Annotated in this window: 25 protein-coding genes; 12 read left to right on the top strand and 13 right to left on the bottom strand. The window is 68.6% G+C overall.

Annotated elements, in window-relative coordinates:
• The first annotated feature begins 6 nt into the window (after window positions 1–6).
• On the top strand, window positions 7–1194 hold the full coding sequence (locus P6166_RS00720; RefSeq protein WP_277762626.1) for a putative peptide maturation dehydrogenase: 1188 nt from the start codon (window positions 7–9) through the stop codon (window positions 1192–1194).
• 23 nt (window positions 1195–1217) lie between these two features.
• On the opposite strand, the gene P6166_RS00715 is transcribed toward P6166_RS00720, so the two are convergent.
• The 3 genes from P6166_RS00715 to P6166_RS00705 all read right to left on the bottom strand — a co-directional run bounded on the left by P6166_RS00715 (window position 1218) and on the right by P6166_RS00705 (window position 6055).
• A complete protein-coding gene (locus P6166_RS00715; protein WP_277762625.1) occupies window positions 1218–3197 on the bottom strand; it encodes an acetyl/propionyl/methylcrotonyl-CoA carboxylase subunit alpha in 1980 nt (659 codons plus the stop codon).
• An 18-nt stretch (window positions 3198–3215) separates the two neighbouring features.
• The gene (locus tag P6166_RS00710) at window positions 3216–4826 is read right to left on the bottom strand and encodes a carboxyl transferase domain-containing protein (RefSeq protein ID WP_277762624.1); all 1611 of its coding nucleotides are present in this window, start codon (window positions 4824–4826) and stop codon (window positions 3216–3218) included.
• 65 nt (window positions 4827–4891) lie between these two features.
• The gene (locus P6166_RS00705) at window positions 4892–6055 is read right to left on the bottom strand and encodes an isovaleryl-CoA dehydrogenase (RefSeq protein ID WP_277762623.1); all 1164 of its coding nucleotides are present in this window, start codon (window positions 6053–6055) and stop codon (window positions 4892–4894) included.
• A 115-nt stretch (window positions 6056–6170) separates the two neighbouring features.
• Here P6166_RS00705 and P6166_RS00700 point away from each other — a divergent pair, with 115 nt between their 5' ends.
• Window positions 6171–6785 carry a TetR/AcrR family transcriptional regulator gene (locus tag P6166_RS00700; RefSeq protein WP_277762622.1) on the top strand — a complete coding sequence of 205 codons (615 nt, stop codon included), beginning with the start codon at window positions 6171–6173 and terminating at the stop codon, window positions 6783–6785.
• A gap of 7 nt (window positions 6786–6792) precedes the next feature.
• Here P6166_RS00700 and P6166_RS00695 read toward each other — a convergent pair whose 3' ends face one another.
• Genes P6166_RS00695 through P6166_RS00680 form a run of 4 tightly spaced genes read right to left on the bottom strand, consistent with a single transcriptional unit; the run spans window position 6793 to window position 9695 of the window.
• A complete protein-coding gene (locus P6166_RS00695; protein WP_277762621.1) occupies window positions 6793–7131 on the bottom strand; it encodes a DUF3325 domain-containing protein in 339 nt (112 codons plus the stop codon).
• On the bottom strand, window positions 7128–8735 hold the full coding sequence (locus tag P6166_RS00690) for a PepSY-associated TM helix domain-containing protein (protein WP_277762620.1): 1608 nt from the start codon (window positions 8733–8735) through the stop codon (window positions 7128–7130). The genes P6166_RS00695 and P6166_RS00690 overlap by 4 nt, the downstream gene beginning before the upstream one ends.
• The gene (locus P6166_RS00685) at window positions 8732–9037 is read right to left on the bottom strand and encodes a DUF3649 domain-containing protein (protein WP_277762619.1); all 306 of its coding nucleotides are present in this window, start codon (window positions 9035–9037) and stop codon (window positions 8732–8734) included. Before P6166_RS00685 ends, P6166_RS00690 begins: the two co-directional genes overlap by 4 nt.
• Before the next feature lie 10 nt (window positions 9038–9047).
• Window positions 9048–9695, bottom strand: coding sequence for a DUF4198 domain-containing protein (locus P6166_RS00680; protein ID WP_277762618.1), 648 nt, complete (start codon window positions 9693–9695; stop codon window positions 9048–9050).
• Window positions 9696–9945: 250 nt separating this feature from the next.
• Here P6166_RS00680 and P6166_RS00675 point away from each other — a divergent pair, with 250 nt between their 5' ends.
• Window positions 9946–10464, top strand: a complete 519-nt coding sequence (locus tag P6166_RS00675; RefSeq protein WP_277762617.1) for a c-type cytochrome — start codon at window positions 9946–9948, stop codon at window positions 10462–10464.
• Between the two features lie 77 nt (window positions 10465–10541).
• Window positions 10542–12287, top strand: a complete 1746-nt coding sequence (locus P6166_RS00670) for an ExeM/NucH family extracellular endonuclease (RefSeq protein ID WP_277762616.1) — start codon at window positions 10542–10544, stop codon at window positions 12285–12287.
• Between the two features lies 1 nt (window position 12288).
• Here P6166_RS00670 and P6166_RS00665 read toward each other — a convergent pair whose 3' ends face one another.
• A complete protein-coding gene (locus tag P6166_RS00665) occupies window positions 12289–12651 on the bottom strand; it encodes a MerC family mercury resistance protein (RefSeq protein ID WP_277762615.1) in 363 nt (120 codons plus the stop codon).
• A gap of 96 nt (window positions 12652–12747) precedes the next feature.
• Window positions 12748–13608, bottom strand: a complete 861-nt coding sequence (locus P6166_RS00660; protein ID WP_277762614.1) for an EamA family transporter — start codon at window positions 13606–13608, stop codon at window positions 12748–12750.
• A 64-nt stretch (window positions 13609–13672) separates the two neighbouring features.
• On the opposite strand from P6166_RS00660, the gene P6166_RS00655 reads away from it, so the two are divergent.
• From P6166_RS00655 to P6166_RS00630, 6 genes are all read left to right on the top strand, one after another.
• Window positions 13673–14341 carry an alpha/beta hydrolase gene (locus P6166_RS00655; RefSeq protein WP_277762613.1) on the top strand — a complete coding sequence of 223 codons (669 nt, stop codon included), beginning with the start codon at window positions 13673–13675 and terminating at the stop codon, window positions 14339–14341.
• 16 nt (window positions 14342–14357) lie between these two features.
• Window positions 14358–15452, top strand: a complete 1095-nt coding sequence (zapE, locus tag P6166_RS00650) for a cell division protein ZapE (RefSeq protein ID WP_277762612.1) — start codon at window positions 14358–14360, stop codon at window positions 15450–15452.
• Between the two features lie 77 nt (window positions 15453–15529).
• Entirely contained in the window at window positions 15530–15991 is a 462-nt protein-coding gene (locus P6166_RS00645; RefSeq protein WP_277762611.1) for a MarR family transcriptional regulator, read from the top strand.
• A gap of 81 nt (window positions 15992–16072) precedes the next feature.
• Window positions 16073–16501, top strand: coding sequence for an organic hydroperoxide resistance protein (locus tag P6166_RS00640; RefSeq protein WP_277762610.1), 429 nt, complete (start codon window positions 16073–16075; stop codon window positions 16499–16501).
• Between the two features lie 84 nt (window positions 16502–16585).
• Entirely contained in the window at window positions 16586–16834 is a 249-nt protein-coding gene (locus tag P6166_RS00635) for a MerR family transcriptional regulator (protein ID WP_277762609.1), read from the top strand.
• 89 nt (window positions 16835–16923) lie between these two features.
• Window positions 16924–17625: an alpha/beta fold hydrolase gene (locus P6166_RS00630; RefSeq protein WP_277762608.1), complete on the top strand. Its 702-nt coding sequence runs from the start codon at window positions 16924–16926 to the stop codon at window positions 17623–17625.
• Between the two features lie 6 nt (window positions 17626–17631).
• Here the strand turns inward: P6166_RS00630 and P6166_RS00625 are convergent, their stop codons facing one another.
• Entirely contained in the window at window positions 17632–18423 is a 792-nt protein-coding gene (locus P6166_RS00625; protein WP_277762607.1) for a DUF2884 family protein, read from the bottom strand.
• Window positions 18424–18588: 165 nt separating this feature from the next.
• Between P6166_RS00625 and P6166_RS00620 the strand changes: the two genes are divergently transcribed.
• Window positions 18589–18987 (top strand): hypothetical protein, encoded by a 399-nt coding sequence (locus P6166_RS00620; RefSeq protein ID WP_277762606.1) that lies wholly within the window; start codon window positions 18589–18591, stop codon window positions 18985–18987.
• A gap of 7 nt (window positions 18988–18994) precedes the next feature.
• On the opposite strand, the gene P6166_RS00615 is transcribed toward P6166_RS00620, so the two are convergent.
• The 3 genes from P6166_RS00615 to P6166_RS00605 all read right to left on the bottom strand — a co-directional run bounded on the left by P6166_RS00615 (window position 18995) and on the right by P6166_RS00605 (window position 21521).
• Complete coding sequence (locus P6166_RS00615) at window positions 18995–19321, bottom strand: hypothetical protein (protein WP_277762605.1); 327 nt, start codon at window positions 19319–19321, stop codon at window positions 18995–18997.
• Window positions 19322–19414: 93 nt separating this feature from the next.
• Window positions 19415–20218, bottom strand: a complete 804-nt coding sequence (dkgB, locus tag P6166_RS00610) for a 2,5-didehydrogluconate reductase DkgB (RefSeq protein ID WP_277762604.1) — start codon at window positions 20216–20218, stop codon at window positions 19415–19417.
• A gap of 88 nt (window positions 20219–20306) precedes the next feature.
• Window positions 20307–21521 carry an MFS transporter gene (locus P6166_RS00605; protein WP_277762603.1) on the bottom strand — a complete coding sequence of 405 codons (1215 nt, stop codon included), beginning with the start codon at window positions 21519–21521 and terminating at the stop codon, window positions 20307–20309.
• 107 nt (window positions 21522–21628) lie between these two features.
• Here P6166_RS00605 and P6166_RS00600 point away from each other — a divergent pair, with 107 nt between their 5' ends.
• Window positions 21629–22534, top strand: coding sequence for a LysR family transcriptional regulator (locus tag P6166_RS00600; RefSeq protein WP_277762602.1), 906 nt, complete (start codon window positions 21629–21631; stop codon window positions 22532–22534).
• The last annotated feature ends 6 nt before the right edge of the window (window positions 22535–22540 follow it).

Raw genomic sequence — 22540 nt, 5'->3', positions numbered from 1 at the left:
CCGTCCTTGAATAGCCTGCTTCCCCATCTCCACTTTCGCCGATGCGAAGTGCTGCTCATCGAGCCCAACGAGTCGATCGAGTTCGACTTTGCAACGCTGCTGACGGGCGGCGACGGTTTGCGCCGTACCCTGAAGTGGCTCGCGTTGGCTCCCCATCTTGGCCAGCCTGTGGAAGTAGACGCGGCTCAACGAGAACTTCTGGGTCGAATCAGTCCATCGCGCTGGATTCAACTCCAGGATCTGGAAGCAGACATCCCTGTCGTCGAACAGCTGCTCTCTTTGGGTCTGCTGGTGACCAAGGAGCCCGGCCTGCACGACGCGCACCGCCTGCGTGACGAGCGCATGCGCTCTGCCTACTGGCATCCGCTTGGCGCGGTCTTGCATGCCTTCACTCGCTGGGACGAAGTGGACGCCGTCAAGAACATGAAGGAGTCCGGCACGGAAACCGCACTTGAAATGCGTCAAGTGCTCGGCGCACCGCCGACCGAGGCGCGGCGCATCGCAGCGGAAGATGAGGCGCTTATCCGCCTACCGGAAGTGCCGCACAACGATTTCGACGAACTCATGCATCGTCGCGTCACCTGCCGCAACTTCGACGCCGCCCGCCCGGTACCGCTCGCGACCTTCTCCAAGATCATCGAGCGCGCGCTGGCGGCGCAAAGTCGTGTGGCGGTAACCGATGACATGGTTTTCCTGAAGAAGAACGTGCCTTCCGGCGGCGGCCTGCATCCGATGGAGGCGTACTTGATCGTGCAGAACGTCGAGGGCCTGGCACCGGGCCTGTACCACTACCGGGCCGATGCACACGCGTTGGAATCACTGCCATCGCCGCCCGGCGCGCTAAGCGACTTCGTGATGGAAGCGGTCGCGCAGCAACATTGGTTCCGAGACGCCCACGTGCTGATCGTGCTGGCACCTCGCTTCGACCGCACGTTCTGGAAATACCGGCAGCATGCGAAGGGTTACCGTGTCGTCGCGCTGGAAGCAGGCCATATCTCGCAGACGCTGTACCTGTCGGCTACCGACCTGGGCTTGGGCGCGTTCATCACGGGTGCGATCAACGAACAGCACCTTGAGCGCGCCTTGGGATTGGATCCGACGACCCAGGGCGCACTGGCGATCTGCGGCTTTGGGTGGCGCGACAAAGTAATGGTCACCGCGGAGCTCGATCCCGGCTCGAAGATATGGGCCTGAGCGCCGCGATTACGCGGCAGAACTCAATCCGGCTCGAACTCCACCAACGCGGCCCCTTCGGCCACCAGTTCACCCTCGCGCACGCGATAGGCCTTCAGCGTGCCGTCCGCCGGTGCATTGAGGCTGTGCTCCATCTTCATCGCCTCCAACACCACCAGCGGCTGGCCCCGCTGTACGCGGCTTCCCGGTGACGCCGGCAAGGCGATCACCCGCCCCGGCATCGGCGCGACGAGGCCTCCAGCTTCCGTTGGCGGCTGATCTGCCTCCGCGATCGCGTCGTGAATCTGCCACGGCTGCCCGCCATCAAGGCCAAACAGGTGTAGCCGTCCGCCGTCGTTCCATGCGCGCAGCGGCCACTGCCGTCCGCCCAGCTCCACTCGCAGCCCCGTCGCGGAGGAGGCCACTTGCGCGTGTGCCCGGTGGTCGTCCAACGCGATTTCCCACGCTTGCCCGTGTCGCCGCAGCCCGACGCGCCGGCGCCGGCCGCGGTGTTCCAACTCGCGCCAGATCCATGCACGCTCACCCAGCCGCCACCCGTCCGCCTGCGTCCAAGGGGAATGGGGGTCGCACGTATCCGGAAGTCCTGCCTGGGTGCCTCGCTGGGACGCCAACGCTGCAAGCATCCAGCCTTCATCGCCTGCGTTGTCGGGTGCCCGCAGCGCGGCCTGCTCACGCTCGATGAGGGCGGTGTCCAGCTTCGCGCCAGAAAATGACGGCGTAGCGATCAATCGAGCGAGAAAGTCGACATTGGTCGTGACCCCGGCGATCTCGCAATCCGCCAGCGCCGTGCGCATTCGCCGCAGCGCTGCCTCGCGGTCGACATCCCATACGATCAGCTTGGCGATCATGGGGTCGTAGTACGGCGTGATCGCGTCTCCCTCCTCGACGCCCGCATCCACGCGCACGTATCCGTCGCCGCCCGGCAGCCGCAGATGGCGCAAGGTGCCGGTCGAGGGCAGGAAACCACGATCCGCATCTTCCGCGTACAGCCGCGCTTCGATGGCGTGCCCGTGGATCCGCAGGTCCGCCTGTTGTTTCGGCAGCGGCTCGCCGCTGGCCACGCGCAGCTGCCACTCCACCAGGTCGGTCCCGGTGATGCATTCGGTCACCGGATGCTCCACCTGCAGCCGGGTGTTCATTTCCATGAAATAGAAATCGCCTTGCGGCCCGGCGATGAACTCCACCGTGCCCGCGCCGACATAGCCGACGGCACGCGCCGCTTCCACGGCAGCCAGCCCCATCGCCGCGCGGCGTTCCTCGGTCATGCCCGGCGCCGGCGCTTCCTCCAGCACCTTCTGGTGCCGCCGCTGCACGGAGCAGTCGCGCTCGAACAGATGCACGACATTGCCCTGCGTATCCGCGAAGACCTGGATCTCGATATGCCGGGGGCGCTCCACATACTTTTCGACCAGCACATGCGCGTTGCCGAAGGCGGATTGCGCCTCGCGCTGGCAGCTGGCGAGCGCCGCGATGAAGTCCTCGCTTCGATCCACCCGGCGCATGCCCTTGCCGCCCCCGCCGGCGCTGGCCTTGATCAGCACGGGATAGCCGATGGCATCGGCCTGCGCGCGCAGGAATTCCGGCTCCTGCCGTTCGCCGTGATAGCCCGGCGTCAGCGGCACGCCGGCCGCGTGCATCAGTGCCTTGGCCGCGCTTTTGTCGCCCATCGCGCGGATGGCCGATGCGGGCGGCCCGATGAAGACCACGCCTGCTGCGGTGCATGCCTCGGCAAAGGCGGCGTTCTCGGAGAGAAAGCCGTAGCCAGGATGGATGGCCTGCGCGCCGCAGCGCTGCGCCACCGCGAGCAACACCTCGCCCCGTAGGTAGCTCTCCGCGGCGGGCGCGGGGCCAATGTGGAAAGCTTCATCGGCCAGGCGCACGTGGCGCGCGTCGCGGTCCGCATCCGAGTACACCGCCACGGTGGCGATGCCCAGCCGGCGGCAGGTGGCGATCACGCGGCAGGCGATCTCGCCTCGGTTGGCAATCAGGATCTTGTCGAACATGGGCAGGCTCCTCGCCGCTTACATGCGGAACACGCCGAAGCGGCTGGCTTCGGCAGGGGCGTTGAGCGAGGCCGACAGCGCCAGGCCCAGCACGCGGCGGGTGTCGGCCGGGTCGATCACGCCATCGTCCCAGAGGCGGGAGCTGGCATAGTACGGATGCCCCTGCTGCTCGAACTGCGCGCGGATCGGTGCCTTGAGCGCTTCTTCCTCGTCGGCGGACCACTGGCCGCCCTTGGCCTCGATGCCATCACGGCGCACGGTGGCCAGCACGCTTGCGGCCTGCTCGCCGCCCATCACGCCGATGCGTGCATTGGGCCACATCCACAGGAAGTTAGGCGAATACGCGCGGCCACACATGCCGTAGTTGCCAGCTCCGAACGAACCCCCAATCACCACGGTGAACTTGGGCACCTTGGCACAGGCCACCGCCATCACCAGCTTGGCGCCGTCCTTGGCGATGCCGCCGTGCTCGTACTTGCGGCCGACCATGAAGCCGGTGATGTTCTGCAGGAACACCAGCGGAATATTGCGCTGGCAGCACAGCTCGATGAAGTGCGCGCCCTTGAGCGCGGACTCGGAGAACAGGATGCCGTTATTGGCGATGATGCCGACCGGGTAGCCGTGCAGGTGGGCGAAGCCGGTCACCAGCGTGTTGCCGTAGCGCGGCTTGAATTCATCGAAGCGCGAGCCGTCGACGATGCGGGCGATGACCTCGCGCACGTCGTAAGGCTTGCGGGTGTCGGCGGGAATGACGCCGTAGAGTTCGTCCGGTGCGTACAGCGGTTCCTCGGGCAGCTGGAGCCGCAGGGCCGGCTCGGGCTTGCGCCAGTTGAGCTGGGCCACGATGGCGCGCACCCGGGCCAGCGCCTGCAGGTCGTTGTCGGCGAAGTGGTCCGCCACGCCGGAGATGCGCGTGTGCACATCGGCGCCGCCGAGTTCCTCGGCGCTCACGACTTCGCCGGTCGCCGCCTTCACCAGCGGCGGGCCGCCCAGGAAGATCGTGCCCTGCTCGCGCACGATCACCGTTTCATCGCTCATGGCCGGCACATAAGCGCCACCGGCAGTGCACGAACCCATGACGCAGGCGATCTGCGCGATGCCCTGCGCCGAGAGATTGGCCTGGTTGAAGAAGATCCGGCCGAAGTGGTCGCGATCCGGGAACACCTCGTCCTGCATCGGCAGGAAGGCGCCACCCGAGTCGACCAGGTAGATGCATGGCAAGCGGTTCTGCTGCGCGATTTCCTGCGCGCGCAGGTGCTTCTTTACCGTGATCGGGTAGTAGGTACCGCCCTTGACCGTGGCGTCGTTGGCCACGATTACGCACTCCACGCCGCTGACCCGGCCAATGCCGGCCACGACGCCCGCGCAAGGCACCTCGTCGCCATACATGCCATGGGCCGCGAGGGGTGCGATCTCCAGGAACGGGCTGCCGGGGTCGAGCAAGGCATCGATGCGTTCGCGTACCAGCAGCTTGCCGCGCGCCACGTGTTTCGCGCGCGCCGCCTCGCTGCCGCCGAGCGCGGTGCGGGCGAGCGTCGCGCGCAGGTCGTCCACCTGTGCGCGCAGTGCCGACGCGTTCGCCTGGAATGATTCGCTGCCCGGTTGCAGCTGAGTGTGGATGACCGTCATCTTGCGCCTTGTTATGTAAGTCCGCCTGCCTGCAGGAGTGGCTTGCGCCGCGATGACCGGCGTGCCTATCGCGTCTTCTCGAACAGCTCGCGCCCGATCAGCATCCGCCGGATCTCCGAGGTGCCCGCGCCAATCTCGTACAGCTTCGCATCACGCCACAGCCGGCCGGTTGGATATTCGTTGACGTAGCCGTTGCCGCCGAGAACCTGGATGGCTTGCCCGGTCAGCCAGGTCGCCTTCTCGGCCGCATAGAGGATCGCACCGGCCGCATCCTGCCGCGTGGTGCGGCCCTGGTCGCAGGCGCGGGCCACCGCGTACACGTAGGCGCGGCACGCATTGAGCCCCACGTACATGTCCGCGATCTTGGCCTGGATGAGCTGGAACGTGCCGATCGGCTCGCCGAACTGGCGGCGCTCGTGCACGTATGGCAATACCACGTCCATCGCCGCCGACATCAGGCCCAGCGGCCCGCCGGAGAGCACCACGCGCTCGTAATCCAGGCCGGACATCAGCACCCGCACGCCGCCGCCGACTTCGCCCAGCACGTTCTCCGCCGGCACCTCGCAATCGGCGAACACCAGCTCGCAGGTGTTGGAGCCGCGCATGCCGAGCTTGTCGAGCTTCTGCGCCGTGGAGAACCCTGGCATGCCCTTCTCGATCAGGAAGGCCGTGATGCCGCGCGCGCCGGCTTCCGGGTCGGTCTTGGCGTATACCACCAGCACGTCGGCGTCCGGCCCGTTGGTGATCCACATCTTGTTGCCGTTGAGCACGAAGCGATCGCCCCGCCGTTCGGCGCGTAGCTTCATCGACACGACGTCCGAGCCGGCTCCGGGCTCGCTCATGGCCAGCGCGCCGACATGCTCGCCGCTGCACAGCTTTGGCAGGTACTTTTTCTTCTGCGCGGGCGTACCGTTCTTGCGCAACTGGTTGACGCACAGGTTGGAGTGGGCCCCGTAGGACAGCCCGATGGCGCCGGACGCGCGGGAGATTTCCTCCATGGCCACCACATGGGCGAGATATCCCATGCCGCTGCCGCCATACTCTTCCTCGACGGTAAGGCCGAGCAGCCCCTGCTCGCCCAGCCGGCGCCAGAGCGGGGCCGGATAGGCGTTGTCGTGGTCGACCGATGCCGCGATGGGCGCGATCTCGCGTGCGGCAAAGGCGGCGACGCTTTCGCGCAGGAGGTCGATGTCCTCGCCCAGGTCGAAATTCAGCGACGGCACGTGCATGGTGAAGCTCCTGGCGAGAGGGGAGACACCCACCGGCGGGTAGGTGCGGCGCCAGACTAGCCCGTCCCGACAAAGAAGTGAATCGAAATTCAATTTTTGAGCCAGAACACGCCCGATGGTCTACAAACGCTCCGCCCTCATGGAAGAACGCCTGGCCGGCAACCGCCAGCGCATCCTGCAGGCCGCTCGCCGGCTGGTCGCCGAGGGCGGCTACCGCAACGCGCCGATCACCGCCGTAGCCGCGGCGGCGGGGGTGTCCACCGGTCAGATCTATCGGCACTTCCCTTCCAAAGCCGACCTGTTCGTGGAAGTTCTCAGCGCTGCGGTAGAGAACGAGATCGCCATCCTGCGAGCCATCGCGGCCGAACCTGTCCCGGTCTGCCGCCGCCTGCACCGGGCGGTGGAGACGTTCGTGCGCCGCGCGCTGGCCGGCCCGGGACTGGCTTGGGCCTTCATCGCCGAGCCGGTTGAAGCCGAGGTCGATGCCGAGCGCATCCGTGCCCGCCGTCTGCTGGGCGAGGTGTTCCGCGACCTGCTCGCTCAGGGCATCGCCAGCGGCGAACTGCCGACGCAGGACCTGGACGCTTCCGCCGCTTGCCTGGTCGGTGCCTATACGGAGGCGCTGGTGGGTCCCATCGCGCCCAGCCGTGGCAGTCCGCGCGACGGCGAACGCTTGGTCGAGGCGATCTGTACGTTCTGCCTGCGCGCGGTCGGCGCGCAGGCGGTTTGAGCAGGGCTCAGCCCAGCACGCCCCAGAGCAGCAGGGCGAGCACGGGTGCGCCCCAGGCCAGCGGCTTGATCGCGCGCGGACGATACGGCAGCAGGCCGAACACGAGCAGCACCGCCGAGGCGGTCAGGCTGCCCAGCCAAAGCACCGGGCCGATCGCGCCGCCGCGCACGGTCACGCACAGCGCGAACGACAGGATGAGCAGCACCCAGCCGGCCATGCGCAACTGGCTCCGCTGACGCGGCGAGACCCCGGCCTGTCCCGGCGGCACGTGCGCAGGATGTTCCATGCCGCGCCATAGCGCGACGAACCCCGAGAAAGCGAGCGCGATGGCCAGCCAGACGCTCACGCGCTTTCTTCCACGCGAGGCACGTCCTTCGCCGCCGCCGGTTGCGGCCGCGCCTTGCGTTGCGAGGCCGGCAGCGGCGGCTGCCAGCGCTGCACGCGCCGCGCCGCCACGGCCAGGCAAAGGCCCAGGCCCAGGCAGACCAGGTCCACGCCGGCCAATGACCACAACCCGGCAGGAATCGTCACGCCCAGGTGGATGCCCGTCGTGAGCGCGTTGACCACGGGAGTGCCGACGAACATCGCCGCGCCCACGTAAAGCTGCCACGCCCACATCACGCGCCTGGGCCATACGAACGCGGCCAGCAGCGCGGCGGCCCACGCCCAGAAGAACACGTTCTGTTCCAGCTCGGCGCGACCGTCGATGCCCACGGGCAGCAAGCGGTTGCCCCAGAAATACGCCGCGAAGGCGATCGGCAGGCCGGCCACCGCGCCGATGTTGAGCGAATCCACCAGGCGCAAGCCGAAGCCGATGCGTCCGGCCTTGAGATGCTTGGGCCGCTCTTTCTGCGCCCACAGCACCGCGCCGCTGGCGACCATCAGGCAGCCGAGCAGGCCGCAGCCGAAGAACAGCAGGCGCAGCGCGGGGTCGGCGAAACGCGCCATGTGCAGGCCGTACAGCGTGCCGAAGGTCTGCGTCGCCGCGCCCGGCGGTGCGCTGCGTTCCAGCAGCCGCCCGCTCACCGCGTCGTAGCGCAGGGAAGGTGCGATGCTGGAGAGCGCATCCGGACGGGCGCCGAAATCCACGGTGGCGTGTGCATCGCCCGGGTTGGCGACAGAGACGGTGCCGATGTCCACGCCGGGCCATTCGGTCGCCGCGCGCGCCAGCAATTCCTTCAACGGCAGCATCGTGGCCGGCGTGCCCGCGGCCGGGCCGGCGTCCTGGATGCGGTTGGCCGCTTCGGCGTAGTACTGCATCTCGTTGCCGGGATAGCGCGCACTGATCGCCCACGGCAGGTACATGAAGACCAGTGTCACGATGCCGGTGTAGGTGATCATCGCGTGGTACGGCAGCGCCAGCACCGCGCTGACGTTATGGAAATCCAACCACGAGCGCTGCCCCTTGCCCGGGCGGAAGGTGAAGAAATCCTTGAATATCTTCTTGTGGGTGATCACGCCGGTGATGATCGCCACCAGCATGAACATCGCGCAGAAGCCCACGATGTAGCGCGCCCACACCACCGGGATGTAGTGCAGGTCGAAATGCAGGCGATACAGGAACTCGCCGCCGCGGGTCTCGCGCGCGGCCACGGTTTCGCCGCTGCGCGGATCCACCGTGGCCTGGCCGTAGGGCCGCCGCGCCGGCGCGCCCTCCGGCGCAGGCGGGTTCATCCAGTACATCTCGATGGCCTGGGTGCGCGCATCCGGCAGGGTGATGTTCCAGCTCACGGCGTCAGCCGCGTGGTGGCGCAGGAAGCGCTCGGCGCTGGCCAGCGCGGTCGCACTGTCCACGTGCGTAGTGGGCAACTCCGGGCGCATCCAGCGGCTGATTTCCTGCTTGTAGTAGCTGCTGGTGCCGCCCATGAAGATGAGCAGCAACAGCCAGCCTACCAACAGGCCCGTCCAGGTATGCAGCCAGGCCATCGACTGGCGAAAGCCCTGTTTCATGCCGCCCCCGGTCCAAGCAGGAACGCCCCGCCGAACAACACGGCGGCCGGGATCACGATGCCCGCCCATGCGCGCCACGCGCTGGCGGCGGCGAACGCCCATAGCGCCGCGCAGGCGCACACCAGGATGCCGACCATCAAGCCGGTCAGCACGGCCTGGCTCGGCGTTGGCAGCAGGCGTGCCAACAGCACGGCGCTGGCACTGGCCAGCGCGTAGCCGCCGAAGATCGCCGCGCCGGTGCGCGAAAGCACGCCCAGCCAGGGGCGTTGGTACCAGCGGAGGGGGACGCTGTTGCGAGGCACGGTGGCGCTTTTACTCGACCGCGAAGGTCAGCGTGCTGATGTGGTGCATCGTCGCGACCTGCTGGCCGGCGATCTGCTTCTGCACCGGCTCCTTGTGCGCGGCCACCACGATGTAGCGGCCCTTGGCCAGCGAGGGCAGTACCACGCGGCCCTGCGCATCGCTCTTCAGGGTCGTCTGCGCGCGGGCTTGGTCGATCACCGTAATCTCGGTATTGGCCAGCGGCTTGTTGTTGAACTTCAGCGTGAAGCTGTCGGCGTGCGCCGAGGTGGGCACCAGCTCGAATGCCAGACGAGACGACGGGCTGCTCCGGCCCGCGCGCGCGTAGTAACTCACCGCCTCGTAGCGCTTGTCCTCGCCCTGCCACGGCTCGAAGACCTGGTCGTCGAACAGCCACGCGTCGCCGGCGGCGGCCAGCGGCGCGAGGAGGTGGTCGCCCGCGCGGCTGGCCTGGCCTGCCTTGCCCTGGGTGCCGAACACCTTGAAATGCTTCAGCCGGCCCAGTTCGTCCTCGGTATCCGCGGCGGGGGCTTCGGCCGGCTCGCCGAAGTACACGCGCACCGGGCCGCTCTGGCCGTCGCGCTCGATCCAGATTTCGTGGGCCTGGGCCGACAGGGACAGGCACGACCAGGCCATGCAGGCCAGCAGCAGCTTCTTCATCAGGGGCATTCCGGGAAGCGGGAAGTTGGGAATGATACTCATTTTCTGAACGCGCCGCGACGCACTCGCCGTGCCGCGGTGCCGCAAAAAGTCTGGCGCCGGTTGGCCCGCAAGAGCAAAACGCCCGCGTTTTTTCGTCTCGGCCGCCTCCGAAGGAAGGCCCGCGGCCCGGGGGGCTTCAGTGAATACGGACTGGCCCTATACTCCGGCGCGTAGCGAAGGTCCCCGAACCACAGCCAGGAGTGAGCGCGTGCGGAATTACGATCTCGAGTTCCTGAAGAAGTTTTCCATGGTGATCGGCTTGCTGATGCTGATTACCCTGGGGCTGATCCTGTTTGCCGCCCATCTGCAGCGCGCCATTCCCGACGAGATCTCCCCGACCGCGGCCAAACGCACCGAGCAGCGCATTGCGCCGGCCGGTGCGGTGTATGCGGGCAGTACCGGTGCGGCAGCGCAGGCGGCCGCCCATGCCGCCGCCATGGCCAAGGCCGCCTCGCAGGTGGCCTACGGTGGCACCACCGATGGCAAGGTGATCTTCGACAATCTGTGCACCGCGTGTCACACCAACGGCGTGGGCAACGCGCCGACGCTGGACCATTCGCACTGGGACAAGCGCATCGCGCAGGGCAAGGACACGCTCTACAAGCACGCGATCGAGGGCTTTACCGGCCCCGATGGCGGGATCATGCCGCCGAAGGGCGGCAACCCCGCCCTGACCGAGGAGCAGGTCAAGGCCACCGTCGACTGGATGGTCGGCAATCTGAAATAGGGCCGGTGTATCGTGCACGCCCCCGCGCCGCCTCCCCGGGCGGCGTTTTGTTTGGTCGCACTCCACGGAGTTTCCGCATGTCGCCTTCCCTGGCTTCCCGCTTGCCGCCACTGCGGCGGGCCGTTCTGACCCTGGCGCTGTGCGCCGTGCTGCCGGCGACCGCGGCCGCGCCTCGGACCTTGCCGATCGGCAACGTACAGGGCAGCGAGGCGCGCAGTGCCTACGAAGGGCGGACCGTCATGGTGGAAGGCGTGGTGACCGCGGACTGGCGGGCCACGCTGGGCGGCTTCTTCCTTCAGGACAGCGGCGACGGCAACGACGCCACGTCCGACGCACTTTTCGTGCAACCGGGCGTGGACGCGCGCGTGGCCGCCGGCGATCGCGTGCGCGTGCGAGGACAGGTGGCTGAAACCCCCGCCGGCGCGCAGGCGGCGCTCACCACACTCAAGGCCGAACGCATCGAGGTGCTGAAGCACGGGCAGCCGCTGCCGGTGCGCGAGCTCGCCGCCGCCCCGGCGGATTGGCGCGCGCTCGAAGGCGAGCACGTGCGCATCGTGGCGCCGTTGACGCTCTCCGGCACCGATGGCCTGGAGCGCAACGGCGAACTCGTCGTCGCCTTCGAGGGGCGCCTCTGGCAACCGAGCGAAGTCGCCGCGCCAGGTAGCGCGCGATACGCCGAAGTCGAGCGCGACAACGCGCGCCGCCGCCTGGTGCTCGACGACGGCAGCAGCCAGCGCAATCCCGGCCAGGTCGCCTATCTGCCGGCCGACGCGACGCTGCGTACCGGCACCACGTTCAGTGCAGTGGAAGGCATCGTGGACCGTCGTGACGACGGCAACTGGCGCCTGCAGGTCACCGCGCCGCTCACGCCGCCCGCCGTGCAGCACCCGGCGCCGCCGCAGGTGCCCGGCGCGCTGCGCGTGGCGTCGTTCAACCTGGAGAACTTCTTCAATGGCGACGGCAAGGGCGGCGGCTTCCCGACCTTGCGCGGCGCACGCACCGCGAGCGAATTCCAGGCGCAGCTGGCCAAGCTGGTCGCCACCATTCGCCCACTGCGTGCCGATGTCGCCGCGCTGATGGAGCTGGAGAACGACGGCTATGGTCCGGAGTCGGCCATCGCGACGCTGGTCAACGCGCTCAATGACGGCCAGGGCGCGGCCGGCGACTGGCGCTATGTCGACGCGGGCAAAGGCCCGGGGACGAACCCGATTCGTGTCGGCCTGATCTACCGCGCCTCCAAGGTGAAGCCGCTCGGCAAACCGGTGACGCTGGAAGGTGGCCCGTTCGTCGACCATAGCCGCGTGCCGTTGGCCCAGGCCTTCAGCAGCGTGGCCGGTGGGAAGCCGTTCGTCGTGGTGGCCAATCACTTCAAGTCCAAGGGTTGCAGCGAGGCGACCGGTGCCGACGCCGACCAGCGCGACGGCCAGGCCTGCTGGAACGCGACGCGCGTGGAGACCGCGCGCCGCACCGACGAATGGCTGCGCACCGACCCCACTGGCAGCGGCACCCAGCGCGCCGTGCTGCTGGGGGACTTCAACGCCTATGCGCAGGAAGCGCCGCTGCGCGAGCTGTACGCACGCGGTTGGCAGGATGCGTTTGCCGTAGCCGGCGTGCCGCAGCCTTACAGCTACGTCTACAACGGCCAGACCGGGCGCCTGGACCATGCATTGCTGAGCCCGGCCTTCGTGCCGGCCTTGCGCGGCGCGGTGGAGTGGCACATCAACGCCGACGAGCAGGATTCGCTCGGCTACCGCGAACGCAATGTGGAGGGCCCGTGGCGCAGTTCGGACCACGACCCCCTGCTGCTGGGCTTCGATCCTTGAACTAGTGCGCGTGGCCGCGGCGCAGGTTCCATGCGTGCGTGGCGACGAGCAGAAGGCTGCCCGCCACGGTGATGGGCGTTTCCCATCGCGCGTCGGGCCAGCCGAGCGCGCCGGCGGTCAAGGCGGCCAAGCCGAGGGTGGCCAAGGCCCACATCCTCGGTGGCAGGGCGCGGCGCGCGTGCGTACGGCCCAGCGCAAGCAGGCTGAGCGGCACGGCCAGGAGCACGAACACGCCGTGCACCCACTCGGCCCGGCTCCAGGCCCCCAGCACGGGCAGCAACGATGCCAGCAAGGGGAGGGCCAAGCAGTGCAGCAGGCACAGGCCGGACAGCGCGGCAGCAGACAGGTCAGCCCAGGCAGACATGTGGGGGGCGGCAGGCTTCAAGGGAATACTCCCGACAGGAATGTTATAGAGTAACAAGCCTGTCAAGCCCTTCGTGCCGCGGGGTGAAACGGGGGCTCAGCCCTTCGCGGCGAAAGCGATGATCGCGATGGCCACCACGGCCAACGCCAGGCCGGCGCGGTTCCAGCGGCTGGTCGGTTCGCCGAAAGCGAGGATGCCCACCAGCGCGCCCAACGTGACCACGCCGATGTTCATGGTGGCAAACACCACCGCGGGGCTGTCCGGCAATGCCTGGTGTGCGCGCACATAGAACAGGATGTTGGCGAAGTTCAGCACGCCCAGCAGTAGCCCGGCGGAGAGGCTGCGTCCTTCGAAGCGCATGTCGCCGCGCAGCCGGCGCACGCATTGCACGAGCAGCATCAGCGCGAAGGCGATCAGGAAACACAAGGTCAGCGAGCTCAGTGACGAGACGCCCGACAAGGCGATGCGCTTGAGCAGCACGTCGATCAGCGCGAAGCCGGCCCATACCGCGAGCAACCACGGCCAGCCGCGCGCCTGGGTCGCTTCTGTGCCGGGCCGGTGCAGGATGCCGACGATGGCCAGCAGGCCCAATGCCAGGCCCGCGAGTTTGACGGGGTGGGCGCTTTCGCCGAACCACAGGAACGCCGCAGCCAGCGAGAGCAGCAGCGACAGCCGTTGCGCCACATCGCTGCGCACGATGCCGGCCAGGCGCACCGAGCGCGCCAGCACGAGAAAGATCGAGGGCAAGGCAATAGCCAGCAACAGCAATTCGATCCAGGGCGTCTGCGGCGCGCGCAGCGCGGTGAGCGAAGGATCGAGCAGCCACAGCGCCAGCGCGCCGGCCACGGCGTAGTTCCAGGTGATCGCCTGGGCGACATCGATGCGTTGCCGGGGCGCGAGCTTGAGCAGCACGGATACCAGGACGCTGCAGAGCACGCTGAGCAAGAGAAAGGACATGGGCGGGACGATGCGGTGTGCCGGCATGCGTCGGGCAGCCGGGCGGGGCGGTTATTATGAGGGCATGTCCGAAGTCCTCTTCCCCACCGAATCCGGCACCGTGGTGCTGGACGGCCCCGTCGGCCCGCTCGAAGTGGCGCTCGACCTGCCCGAGGGCGATGTCGCACCGTTACCGGTCGTCGCCATCGTCTGCCATCCGCTCTCCACCGAGGGCGGCAGCATGCACAACAAGGTCGTGACGATGTGCGCGCGCGCGCTGCGCGAACTGGGCGTCACGGTGGTGCGCTTCAATTTCCGCGGCGTGGGCGGGTCCGCCGGTACGTTCGACCATGGCCAGGGCGAGCAGGAAGATCTGCGCGCCGTCGCCGCCTGGGTGCGTGCGCAACGGCCGCAGGCGGCGTTGTGGTTGGCCGGCTTCAGCTTTGGCGCCTTCGTGTCGCTGCGCGTGGCGGGCGAGCTGCAGCCGCACGTGCTGGTGTCGATCGCGCCGCCGGTTGATCGCGGCTGGGATTTCGACGGGGTGCAGCCGCCGGCGCAGTGGCTGGTGATCCAGGGCGATGCCGACGAAATCGTCGACGCGCAGGCGGTGTATCGCTGGCTCGACGGACTGTCCGCGCCGCACGAACTGGTGCGCATGCCGGACACGAGCCACTTTTTCCATCGCAAGCTGATCGACCTGCGCGGGGCGATCCAGCACGGCGTGCGGCGCTGGCTGCCGGGCGCGGGCGCGTGAGGCGGGTGGCGGCGACATGACGGCACCGACCCCGTCGCAGCGCTACGCCGAGGGCGTGGCGCGCGGCGACTGGAACGACGACCCCGCCCAGCACGCGGCATTGGCCGAACTGGATCGCATCCACGAGGCCTTGCTGGACAGCGCGCAGGACGGCTGGCTGGACCGCCTCTCCGCGTTCTGGAAGAAGCCCGAGCCGGTCCGTGGCCTGTACTTCTGGGGCGGCGTGGGTCGCGGCAAGACCTTCCTGGTCGACCTGTTCTACGACGGGCTGCCGATCAAGCAGAAGTACCGCACGCACTTCCACCGCTTCATGCGTGGCGTGCACGAGCGCCTGCGCGAGCATGCCGGCCAGAGCGACCCGCTGGCGAAGATCGCCCAGGAGTGGCGCGAGAACCTGCGCGTGCTGGTGCTGGACGAATTCTTCGTGACCGACATCGGCGATGCGATGCTGCTGGCGCGGCTGCTGGAGCGCCTGTTCGCGGAAGGCGTCACCCTGGTGACGACCTCCAATACCGCACCGGAAAACCTCTACGCCAACGGCTTGCAACGCGAGAGCTTCCTGCCGGCGATCGCGTTGCTGCAGAAGTTCTGCGTCGAGCTCTATGCCGAGGGCACCGAGGATTACCGCATGCGCGCGCTGACCCGCTCGCCGGTGTATCGCGCGCCGCTCGATGCGCAATCCGACGCCTGGTTGGCGCAGCGTTGGAGCGAACTGAGCGGTGGCAATGCCGCGCAGGCCGGCAACATCCAGATCGAAGGCCGCAAGATTCCGGTACGCGGGCGTGGCAAGAGCATCGCGTGGTTCGATTTCGCGGCCTTGTGCGAAGGCCCGCGCGGCACGGCCGATTACATCGAGATCGCGCGCGAATTCAACACCGTGCTGGTGGGCGGCATTCCGCATTTCGATCGGATGAACGAAGACGCCGCGCGCCGCTTCGTCAACCTGATCGACGAGTTGTACGACCGCCACGTCAACCTGGTCTGCACTGCCGTCGATGCGCCGCCCTCGCTCTACAGCGGCCAACGGCTGGCCGGCGCGTTCGAACGCACGGCCTCGCGCCTGATCGAGATGCAAAGCGCCGAGTACCTGTCGACGGGCCATCGGGCCTGACCCTCGAAAATAAACGAGGGCTGTCTATCGTCTGATTTCGCTTGCTATTAAATAGCGCGCTATGTAAATTAGCGGCCATGGACAAGCCGCTCCCCTTCGATGCCGCCGAAAGCCTCAAGCTGGACAACCAGCTGTGCTTCGCCCTGTATTCGACGCAGCTGGCGATGAACAAGCTCTACCGCGGCCTGCTCAAGAAGCTTGAACTCACCTATCCGCAGTACCTGGTGATGCTCGTGCTCTGGGAGCAGGACCAGCGCACCGTCTCGGAGATTGGCGAGCGCCTGTTCCTGGATTCGGCCACGCTCACCCCGCTGCTCAAGCGCCTGGAGGCGGCCGGCCTGGTATCGCGCCGCCGCGACACGGCCGACGAGCGCCAGGTGGTGATCGGCCTGACCGACGCCGGCCGCGCGCTGCGCACCCAGGCCGCCGAGGTTCCGCAGCAGATCGGCTGCGCGGTTGCCTGCAGTCTCGACGAGGCCAAGGCGCTGCACGCCCGCCTCAACCAGTTGAGGGAAAACCTCGCCCGCGCGTCGGGCTGATTTTCCCGAATCATGAAGTAGTACACGATTAAATCGTCCACTATCGGCGGCATCGTCCGCCTTCATCCCAGGAGAAGTCCCATGGCATCGCCCACCACCGTCCTCTACACCGCCCACGCTACCGCCACGGGTGGCCGCGAGGGCCGCGCCGTTTCGTCCGACAACGCGCTGGACGTCAAGCTTTCCACCCCGCGCGAACTCGGCGGTGCGGGCGGCGACGGCACCAACCCGGAACAGTTGTTCGCCGCCGGCTACTCGGCCTGCTTCATCGGCGCGATGAAGGCGGTCTCGGCGCGCGAGAAGATCAAGTTGCCGGCCGAGCCGACCATCGAAGGCAGCGTGGGTATCGGCCAGATCCCGGGCGGCTTCGGCCTCGCGGTGGAGCTGAAGATCTCGGTCCCGGGCATGGCGCGCGAGGAGCTGCAGGCGCTGGTCGACGCCGCCCACCAGGTCTGCCCGTACTCCAATGCGACCCGCGGCAACATCGACGTCACCCTGACGCTGGCCTGATCCGCCGGACCCGTCGGCGCGCCGCGTCCGACGGGTTTCCGACAAACGCGTTTTCACCATGGCATCTCCGGAACCGGAGATGCCATGAAGATTGGTCAGCTGGCCCGTGCCGTGGGATGCCACGCACAGAGCATCCGCCATTACGAATCCCTCGGCCTGCTCCCGCCTTCGCAGCGCACCCCCACGGGACACCGCCGCTATGGCCAGGAGGACCTGGCGCGCCTGCTGCAGGTGCGCCGCGCGCGGCGGCTGGGTTTGTCCTTGCTACAGATCCGCGCGCTGCTGGAATCCGAAACCGCCCATGAGGCGTTGCGGGAACCCGACCAGGATTGAGCATGGACGCTGCGCGCCGGCCCCGTGACAATCGCGGGCATGTCGCATCTTCCTCCCCCGCCTGAAAGCCGTTCCTGGCGGCGCGGTGCATGAGCGCCGCCTCCACCGACCTGCTGCTGCTGCCCGGCCTGCTCAACGATGAGGCGTTGTGGGCCGCGCAGATCTACGCCCTCTCACCGACCGTGCGCTGCCACGTGGGCGACCTCACCACCGGCCAGACGCTGGCGGCCGTGGCCGATGCCGTACTCGACGCTGCGCCCCCGCGCTTCGCCCTGGCCGGGTTCTCGCTCGGCGGCTATGTCGCCCAGCAGATCCTGCGCGTGGCGCCGGAGCGCGTGGAACGCCTGGCCTTGCTCGATACGTCCACGCGCGCCGATACACCCGCCCGCAGCGCGCAACGCCAAGCCCTCGCGCGCGGCGCGGCGGTGCCCGGTACCTTCCATGGTTTTGGCGAGAAGCTGATGCGAAGCTACGTCGCGCCGGCGCACCTGCATGACCACGCGCTGCTGGAATACATTCGCGCGATGACCGCGCGGCTGGGCGCGCAGGTCTTTGCGCGCCAGAGCCTGCTCGCCCGGCCGGATGGCAGTGAGGTGCTGCGTGCCTGGCACGGGCCGGCCCTGGTGTTGTGGGGGGCCGAGGACGCCATCACCCCACCCGCGCTGCACCACGAAATGGCCGCGTTGATGCCGCAGGCCGAACGGGTGGAGGTGCCCGAGTGCGGCCACCTTTCCCCGCTGGAGCAGCCGCAGGCGGTGACCGACGCGCTGCGGCGCTGGCTGGCGGGCTAGCCGCTTCTACTGGGTGGCGGCGGCGACCTGCGCGTCGTGGTCGTCGGCCGTCTTGGGCACCAGCAGCTGGAGCGGCTGGCCTCGGTAGCGCAGGTCAAGTTGCTGCTGCACGCCATGCAGCGCGGTGATCTGGTCGCACAGCGCTTGCGCTCGCGCTTCGAGCCGCTTGCCGCGGGCGTCCATGCGCGCGTCGAGGTCCTTTTCCATCGCCTCGGCGCGCCGGTCGATCTCGCTGGCGCGCCCGGTGAACGCCGCCCACAGCACGCTGCGGGTCAAGGTGCCGGCCATGTCCTCGGCGGCCCGCTCGACGTTGGCCTCGAACTTCTCGTCGAACGCGCGCTGGTCCCAGCGGCCCTTGCCGAGCGACTCGTCCACCTGCGCCAGTGCCTGCCGACGCACGCGCTCCACGTCGCGCGCCTTGGCCTTGTCGCCGCTCATGATCTCCACCACGCCGCCCAGCGCATCGAAGGCGATGTTCACGGCCTCGCGGGCGATATCGGCCACCGCCGGCACCAGCTCGCGCGTCATCGCCTCGATGCGCCGCAGCCGCCGCGCGTCCTCGTCGCTGACGACCTGGGTGCGCTGGTCGATGGCGATCGCGCCGTCGTGGATATGCACCTCGCGCGGCAGCCCGGTCTCGCGGGCCAGCCACACGCCGTCGTCGGCCACGCGCAGGTCGTAAGGGGTGGTGAACTCGCACTGCTGCGAAGACAGACGGGGACGGGCCGGTTCGGCGACGGCGATGCCGGTCATGCACAGGGCGAGCAGGGCGATCCATGGCAGGCGCTGACGCTTCATGTCGGCAGTCTCGGGGTAGGTCAGGCCGCAGCTTCCTCCCGGCCCGGCGCGGGCGCATGTGAGGGAAGTCAGCATGACCGCGTTCACCCCACTGCGCCGAGACGTCACCTGGCGCTCACTTCTCACGGCGCACTATGCTGCAAAGCAGCATGCAGGAACAGGCCGATGTTCGACGCCCGCGTACAACAGGTGGAAGAGGCCCTCGACACCCTCGCCGAGGCCGACAAGGCCGCGCTATGGGACTGGGCTTGCCGCGAGATGCTGCATGAGACGCAGGCCGGGATGCACCAGCTGTCCTGCGTGGCCGGCATCGCCGAGTCGGTTGCCGATGCGTGGCGCGCGCCGGTGGACGTGATCGAACCGTCCAATCCCTACATGGATCGCGCCGCCTTCGCCGACCGCCGCCTGCCGGAAGTGCTCGATGCCCTGGATGGCGCGGGCGACGTGGCTACCCGCGCGCAGTTCTGGCGGCTGCGCTATGCCGCGCTGATCGGTGCCACGCTGCAGGGCATGCTCGCCCTGGCGGGCAAGCATCGGCTGGCGGTGAAATCGCCGGGCGAATGAAGCGCCCTCAGCTGCTGTAGCTCATCCGCTGCCACGCGCGGCGCACCAGCCAGCGGGTTTCGTCCCAGGTCAGCGGCGGCGGGTCCACCTGGCGCTGGTAGGCATCGTGCAGCACCTCGTACAGATGCGCCTCGCGTGCCCGCGGATGGCCAAGGTAGATGTCGTAGCCGAGCTTGAGCAGCGCGGCATAGGCGTCGAAGGCGTGCGGGCCGAGGTGGCCCAGCGCATGGCATTGCCGCCAGTACGCCAGCTCGCCTTCGACGTCGATGAAGGCACAGGCGATGGCGCCCGGTTCGAGCGCCCGCGATGAGGTCTGCAGCGTGGTGCGTTGCATGGGCAGGACTCCGTTGCGAGAACCACCCCCCTTGCAATCCACCCTAGCAGCCCGGTCCGTGGGCCGCCAGTGCTGATGCCCGCGTTTGCGCATTCAGTCCCAGTGCGGCGCGATGCCCTGCGGGTTGGCCAGGCGGTGGCCGCGGTCGAGCGTGGCGATCTGCGCCAGGTCGGCCTCGTCGAGCTGCAGCGTGAGCGCGCCGAGGTTGCTTTCCAGGTTCGCGCGGCGGGTCGAGGAGGGAATCACCGAATAGCCCAGCTTCAATGCCCAGGCCAACGCCACCTGGGCTGGCGTGGCGCCGTGGCGCTGCGCGATGGCCAGCAGCACCGGGTCCTTCAGCACCTCGCCATAGGCCAGCGTCATGTACGAGGTGGCGTGGATGCCCTGGCCGCGCAGGTAATCGGCGAGCTTGCGGTTCTGCAGGTAGGGGCTGATCTCGACCTGGTTGGTGGCGATCGCGCCGGCGCCGAGCACCTCGATGGCCTGGCGGGTGAGGTCGATGGTGAAGTTGGAAATGCCGATCTCGCGGGTCAGGCCCTGCGCCTTGGCCTCGGCCAGCGCGCCGAGATACTCGGCCATCGGCACTTCGTCGTTCGGCGAGGGCCAGTGGATCAGCGTGAGGTCGACGCGGTCGGTGCGCAGTTTGCGCAGGCTCTCGCGCAGGCTCGGCACCAGCGCGTCGCGCTTGAACTGGCTGATCCAGATCTTGGTGGTCAGGTAGAGGTCGTCGCGGGCCACGCCGGACTGCGCGATCGCCTGGCCGATCTCGGCCTCGTTGTCGTAGATCTGCGCGGTATCGATGGCGCGGTAGCCGACATCGAGCGCGTCGCGCACCGAGTCGATGACGGTCTGGCCCTTGAGGCGGAAAGTGCCCAGGCCGAGTGCGGGGACGGTCATGGAGAGCTCCTTGCGGGGAAAGGGAGAGGTTAAGGGCGCACGGGCGCGGGTGGCCCGGGCGCGCGCGGGATGCTTTGTTGCGATGGGCTCAATGGGCGGGGGCGACGATGCCCTCGGTGCGCTCGGCGACACCGTCGCGGCGGTCCAGCCGCCCGCTCAGTACTGTCAGGCCGAGCGCGCCGAGCACCACCAGCGCGCCGATCCACGGCGTATGGCGCAGGCCCAGGTGTTCGACCACCAGCCCGCCCACCGAAGCGCCCAGCGCGATGCCCAGGTTGAACGCCGCGATGTTCAGGCCCGAGGCCACATCGGTGGCGCGGGGCGCGAAGCGCTGCGCCTGCTTGACCACGTAGACCTGCAGCCCGGGCACGTTGCCGAAGGCCAGCGCGCCCCAGGCCATCACCGTCACCAGCACCAGCCAGTGATGCTGCACGGTGAAGGCCAGCACCAGCAGCACGAGGGCGAGCAGGGCGAAGACGATCTTCAACGCCGGCACCGGGCCGCGGCGGTCGGCCAGCCGGCCGCCCCACAGGTTGCCGATCGCCACCGACACGCCGTAGAGCAGCAGCACCGCGCTTACCGCATCGGCCGACCATCCGCTGACCTCCTGCAGGATCGGCGCCAGGAAGGTGAAGGCGAGAAAGGTGCCGCCGTACCCCAGCGCGGTCATCGCGTAGACCAGCAGCAAGCGCGGCTGCGCCAACACGCCCAGCTGCTGGCGGAAGGTCGCCGGCTCGCTGTGGTGGACGTCGCGCGGCACGAACAGCAGGCTGCCGAGCAGGGCCACCACGCCCAGGCCGGCCACCGCCAGGAAGGTCGCGCGCCAACCCAGGTGCTGGCCGATGAACGTGCCCAGCGGCACGCCGGTCACCAGCGCCACGGTCAGGCCGGTGAACATGATCGCGATCGCACTGGCAGCCTTCTCCTTGGGCACCACCGAGGTGGCGATGATCGAGCCGATGGAGAAGAACACGCCGTGCGCCAGGCCGGTGAGCACGCGCGCCACGATCAGCGACCCATAGCCCGGCGCCATCCAGGCCACCAGGTTGCCGAGCGTGAACAACACCATCAGGCCCACCAGCAGGGCCTTGCGCGGCACGCGGCCGGTGAGCGCCGTCAGCACCGGCGCGCCGACCGCCACGCCCAGGGCATAGAGGCTGACCAGCAGGCCGGCCGAGGGCAGGCTGACCCCCAGGTCGGTGGCGATGGTGGGGATGAGGCCGACGATCACGAACTCGGTCGTGCCGATGGCGAACGCGCCCAAGGTGAGCGCCAGCAAGGCGAGGGGAATGCCGCGTGACATGGAAGGCCACTCCGTGGGAGGAAAGGCGGGCAGTCTGCGCGCCCGACTCTTGCGCAAAAAGCCGCTGATGGACGAAATACTCTTTCCCTTCGCGCAATAATCGGCTCATGAAGACGACCCTGGACGAGATGCAGGCCTTCCTGGCGGTGATCGACACCGGCTCGATTACGGCGGCCGCCGAGGCGCTCCAGCAGACGGTGTCGGCGGTGAGCCGTGCGCTGGGGCGGCTGGAGGAAAAGCTCGGTGTCACGTTGCTGACCCGCACCACGCGCCGGTTGCGCCTCACCGAGGAGGGCGAGGCGTTCCTGGCGCAGGCGCGGGCGATCGTATCGGCGGTGGAGGCGGCCGAGGAGCAGATGGCCGCGCGGCGCGAACGCCCGGCGGGGCGGTTGCGCGTGGACGCAGCCACCTCGTTCCTGCTGCACGTGATCGTGCCGCGCGTGCCCGGCTATCGGGCGCTCTATCCCGACGTGCAGCTGGAGCTCAACGGCAACGAGCGCAACATCGACCTGGTGGAGCGGCGCACCGACCTGGCCTTCCGCATCGGTCCGCTCGGCGATTCCTCACTGCACGCGCGGCCGGTGGGCCGCAGCCGCCTGCGCGTACTGGCCAGCCCGGACTATCTCGCCCGGCACGGCACGCCGGGGAACGTGGACGCGCTGCTGCGCGAGCACACGCTGATCGGCTTCCGCCAACCGGAGTCGCTGAAGCGTTGGCCGCTGGCCGACGCGGGCGGCGAGCCAGTCACCGTCGAGCCGCATGTCGCCGCCGCCAGTGGCGAGACGCTGCTGCATCTGGCGCGCGCTGGCACCGGCATCACCTGCCTGTCGGATTTCATGACCGCCAGCGATCGCGCGAGCGGCCAGCTGGTGCAGGTGCTGGCCGAGCAGACGCTGGACATGCGCCAGCCGATCAACGCCGTGTACTACCGCAACACGGCGGTGTCGGCGCGCATCACCTCGTTCCTGGATTACCTGGCGCAGTCGCTCGGGGAGACGCCTTTCGAGGCGTGAGCGGCG

Origin of the sequence: Stenotrophomonas sp. HITSZ_GD (assembly GCF_029543105.1) — a bacterium.
Classification (GTDB): Bacteria; Pseudomonadota; Gammaproteobacteria; order Xanthomonadales; family Xanthomonadaceae; genus Stenotrophomonas_A.
Note: the sequence above shows the minus strand (reverse complement) of the source record. Positions and strands in the feature narration are given on the sequence as shown.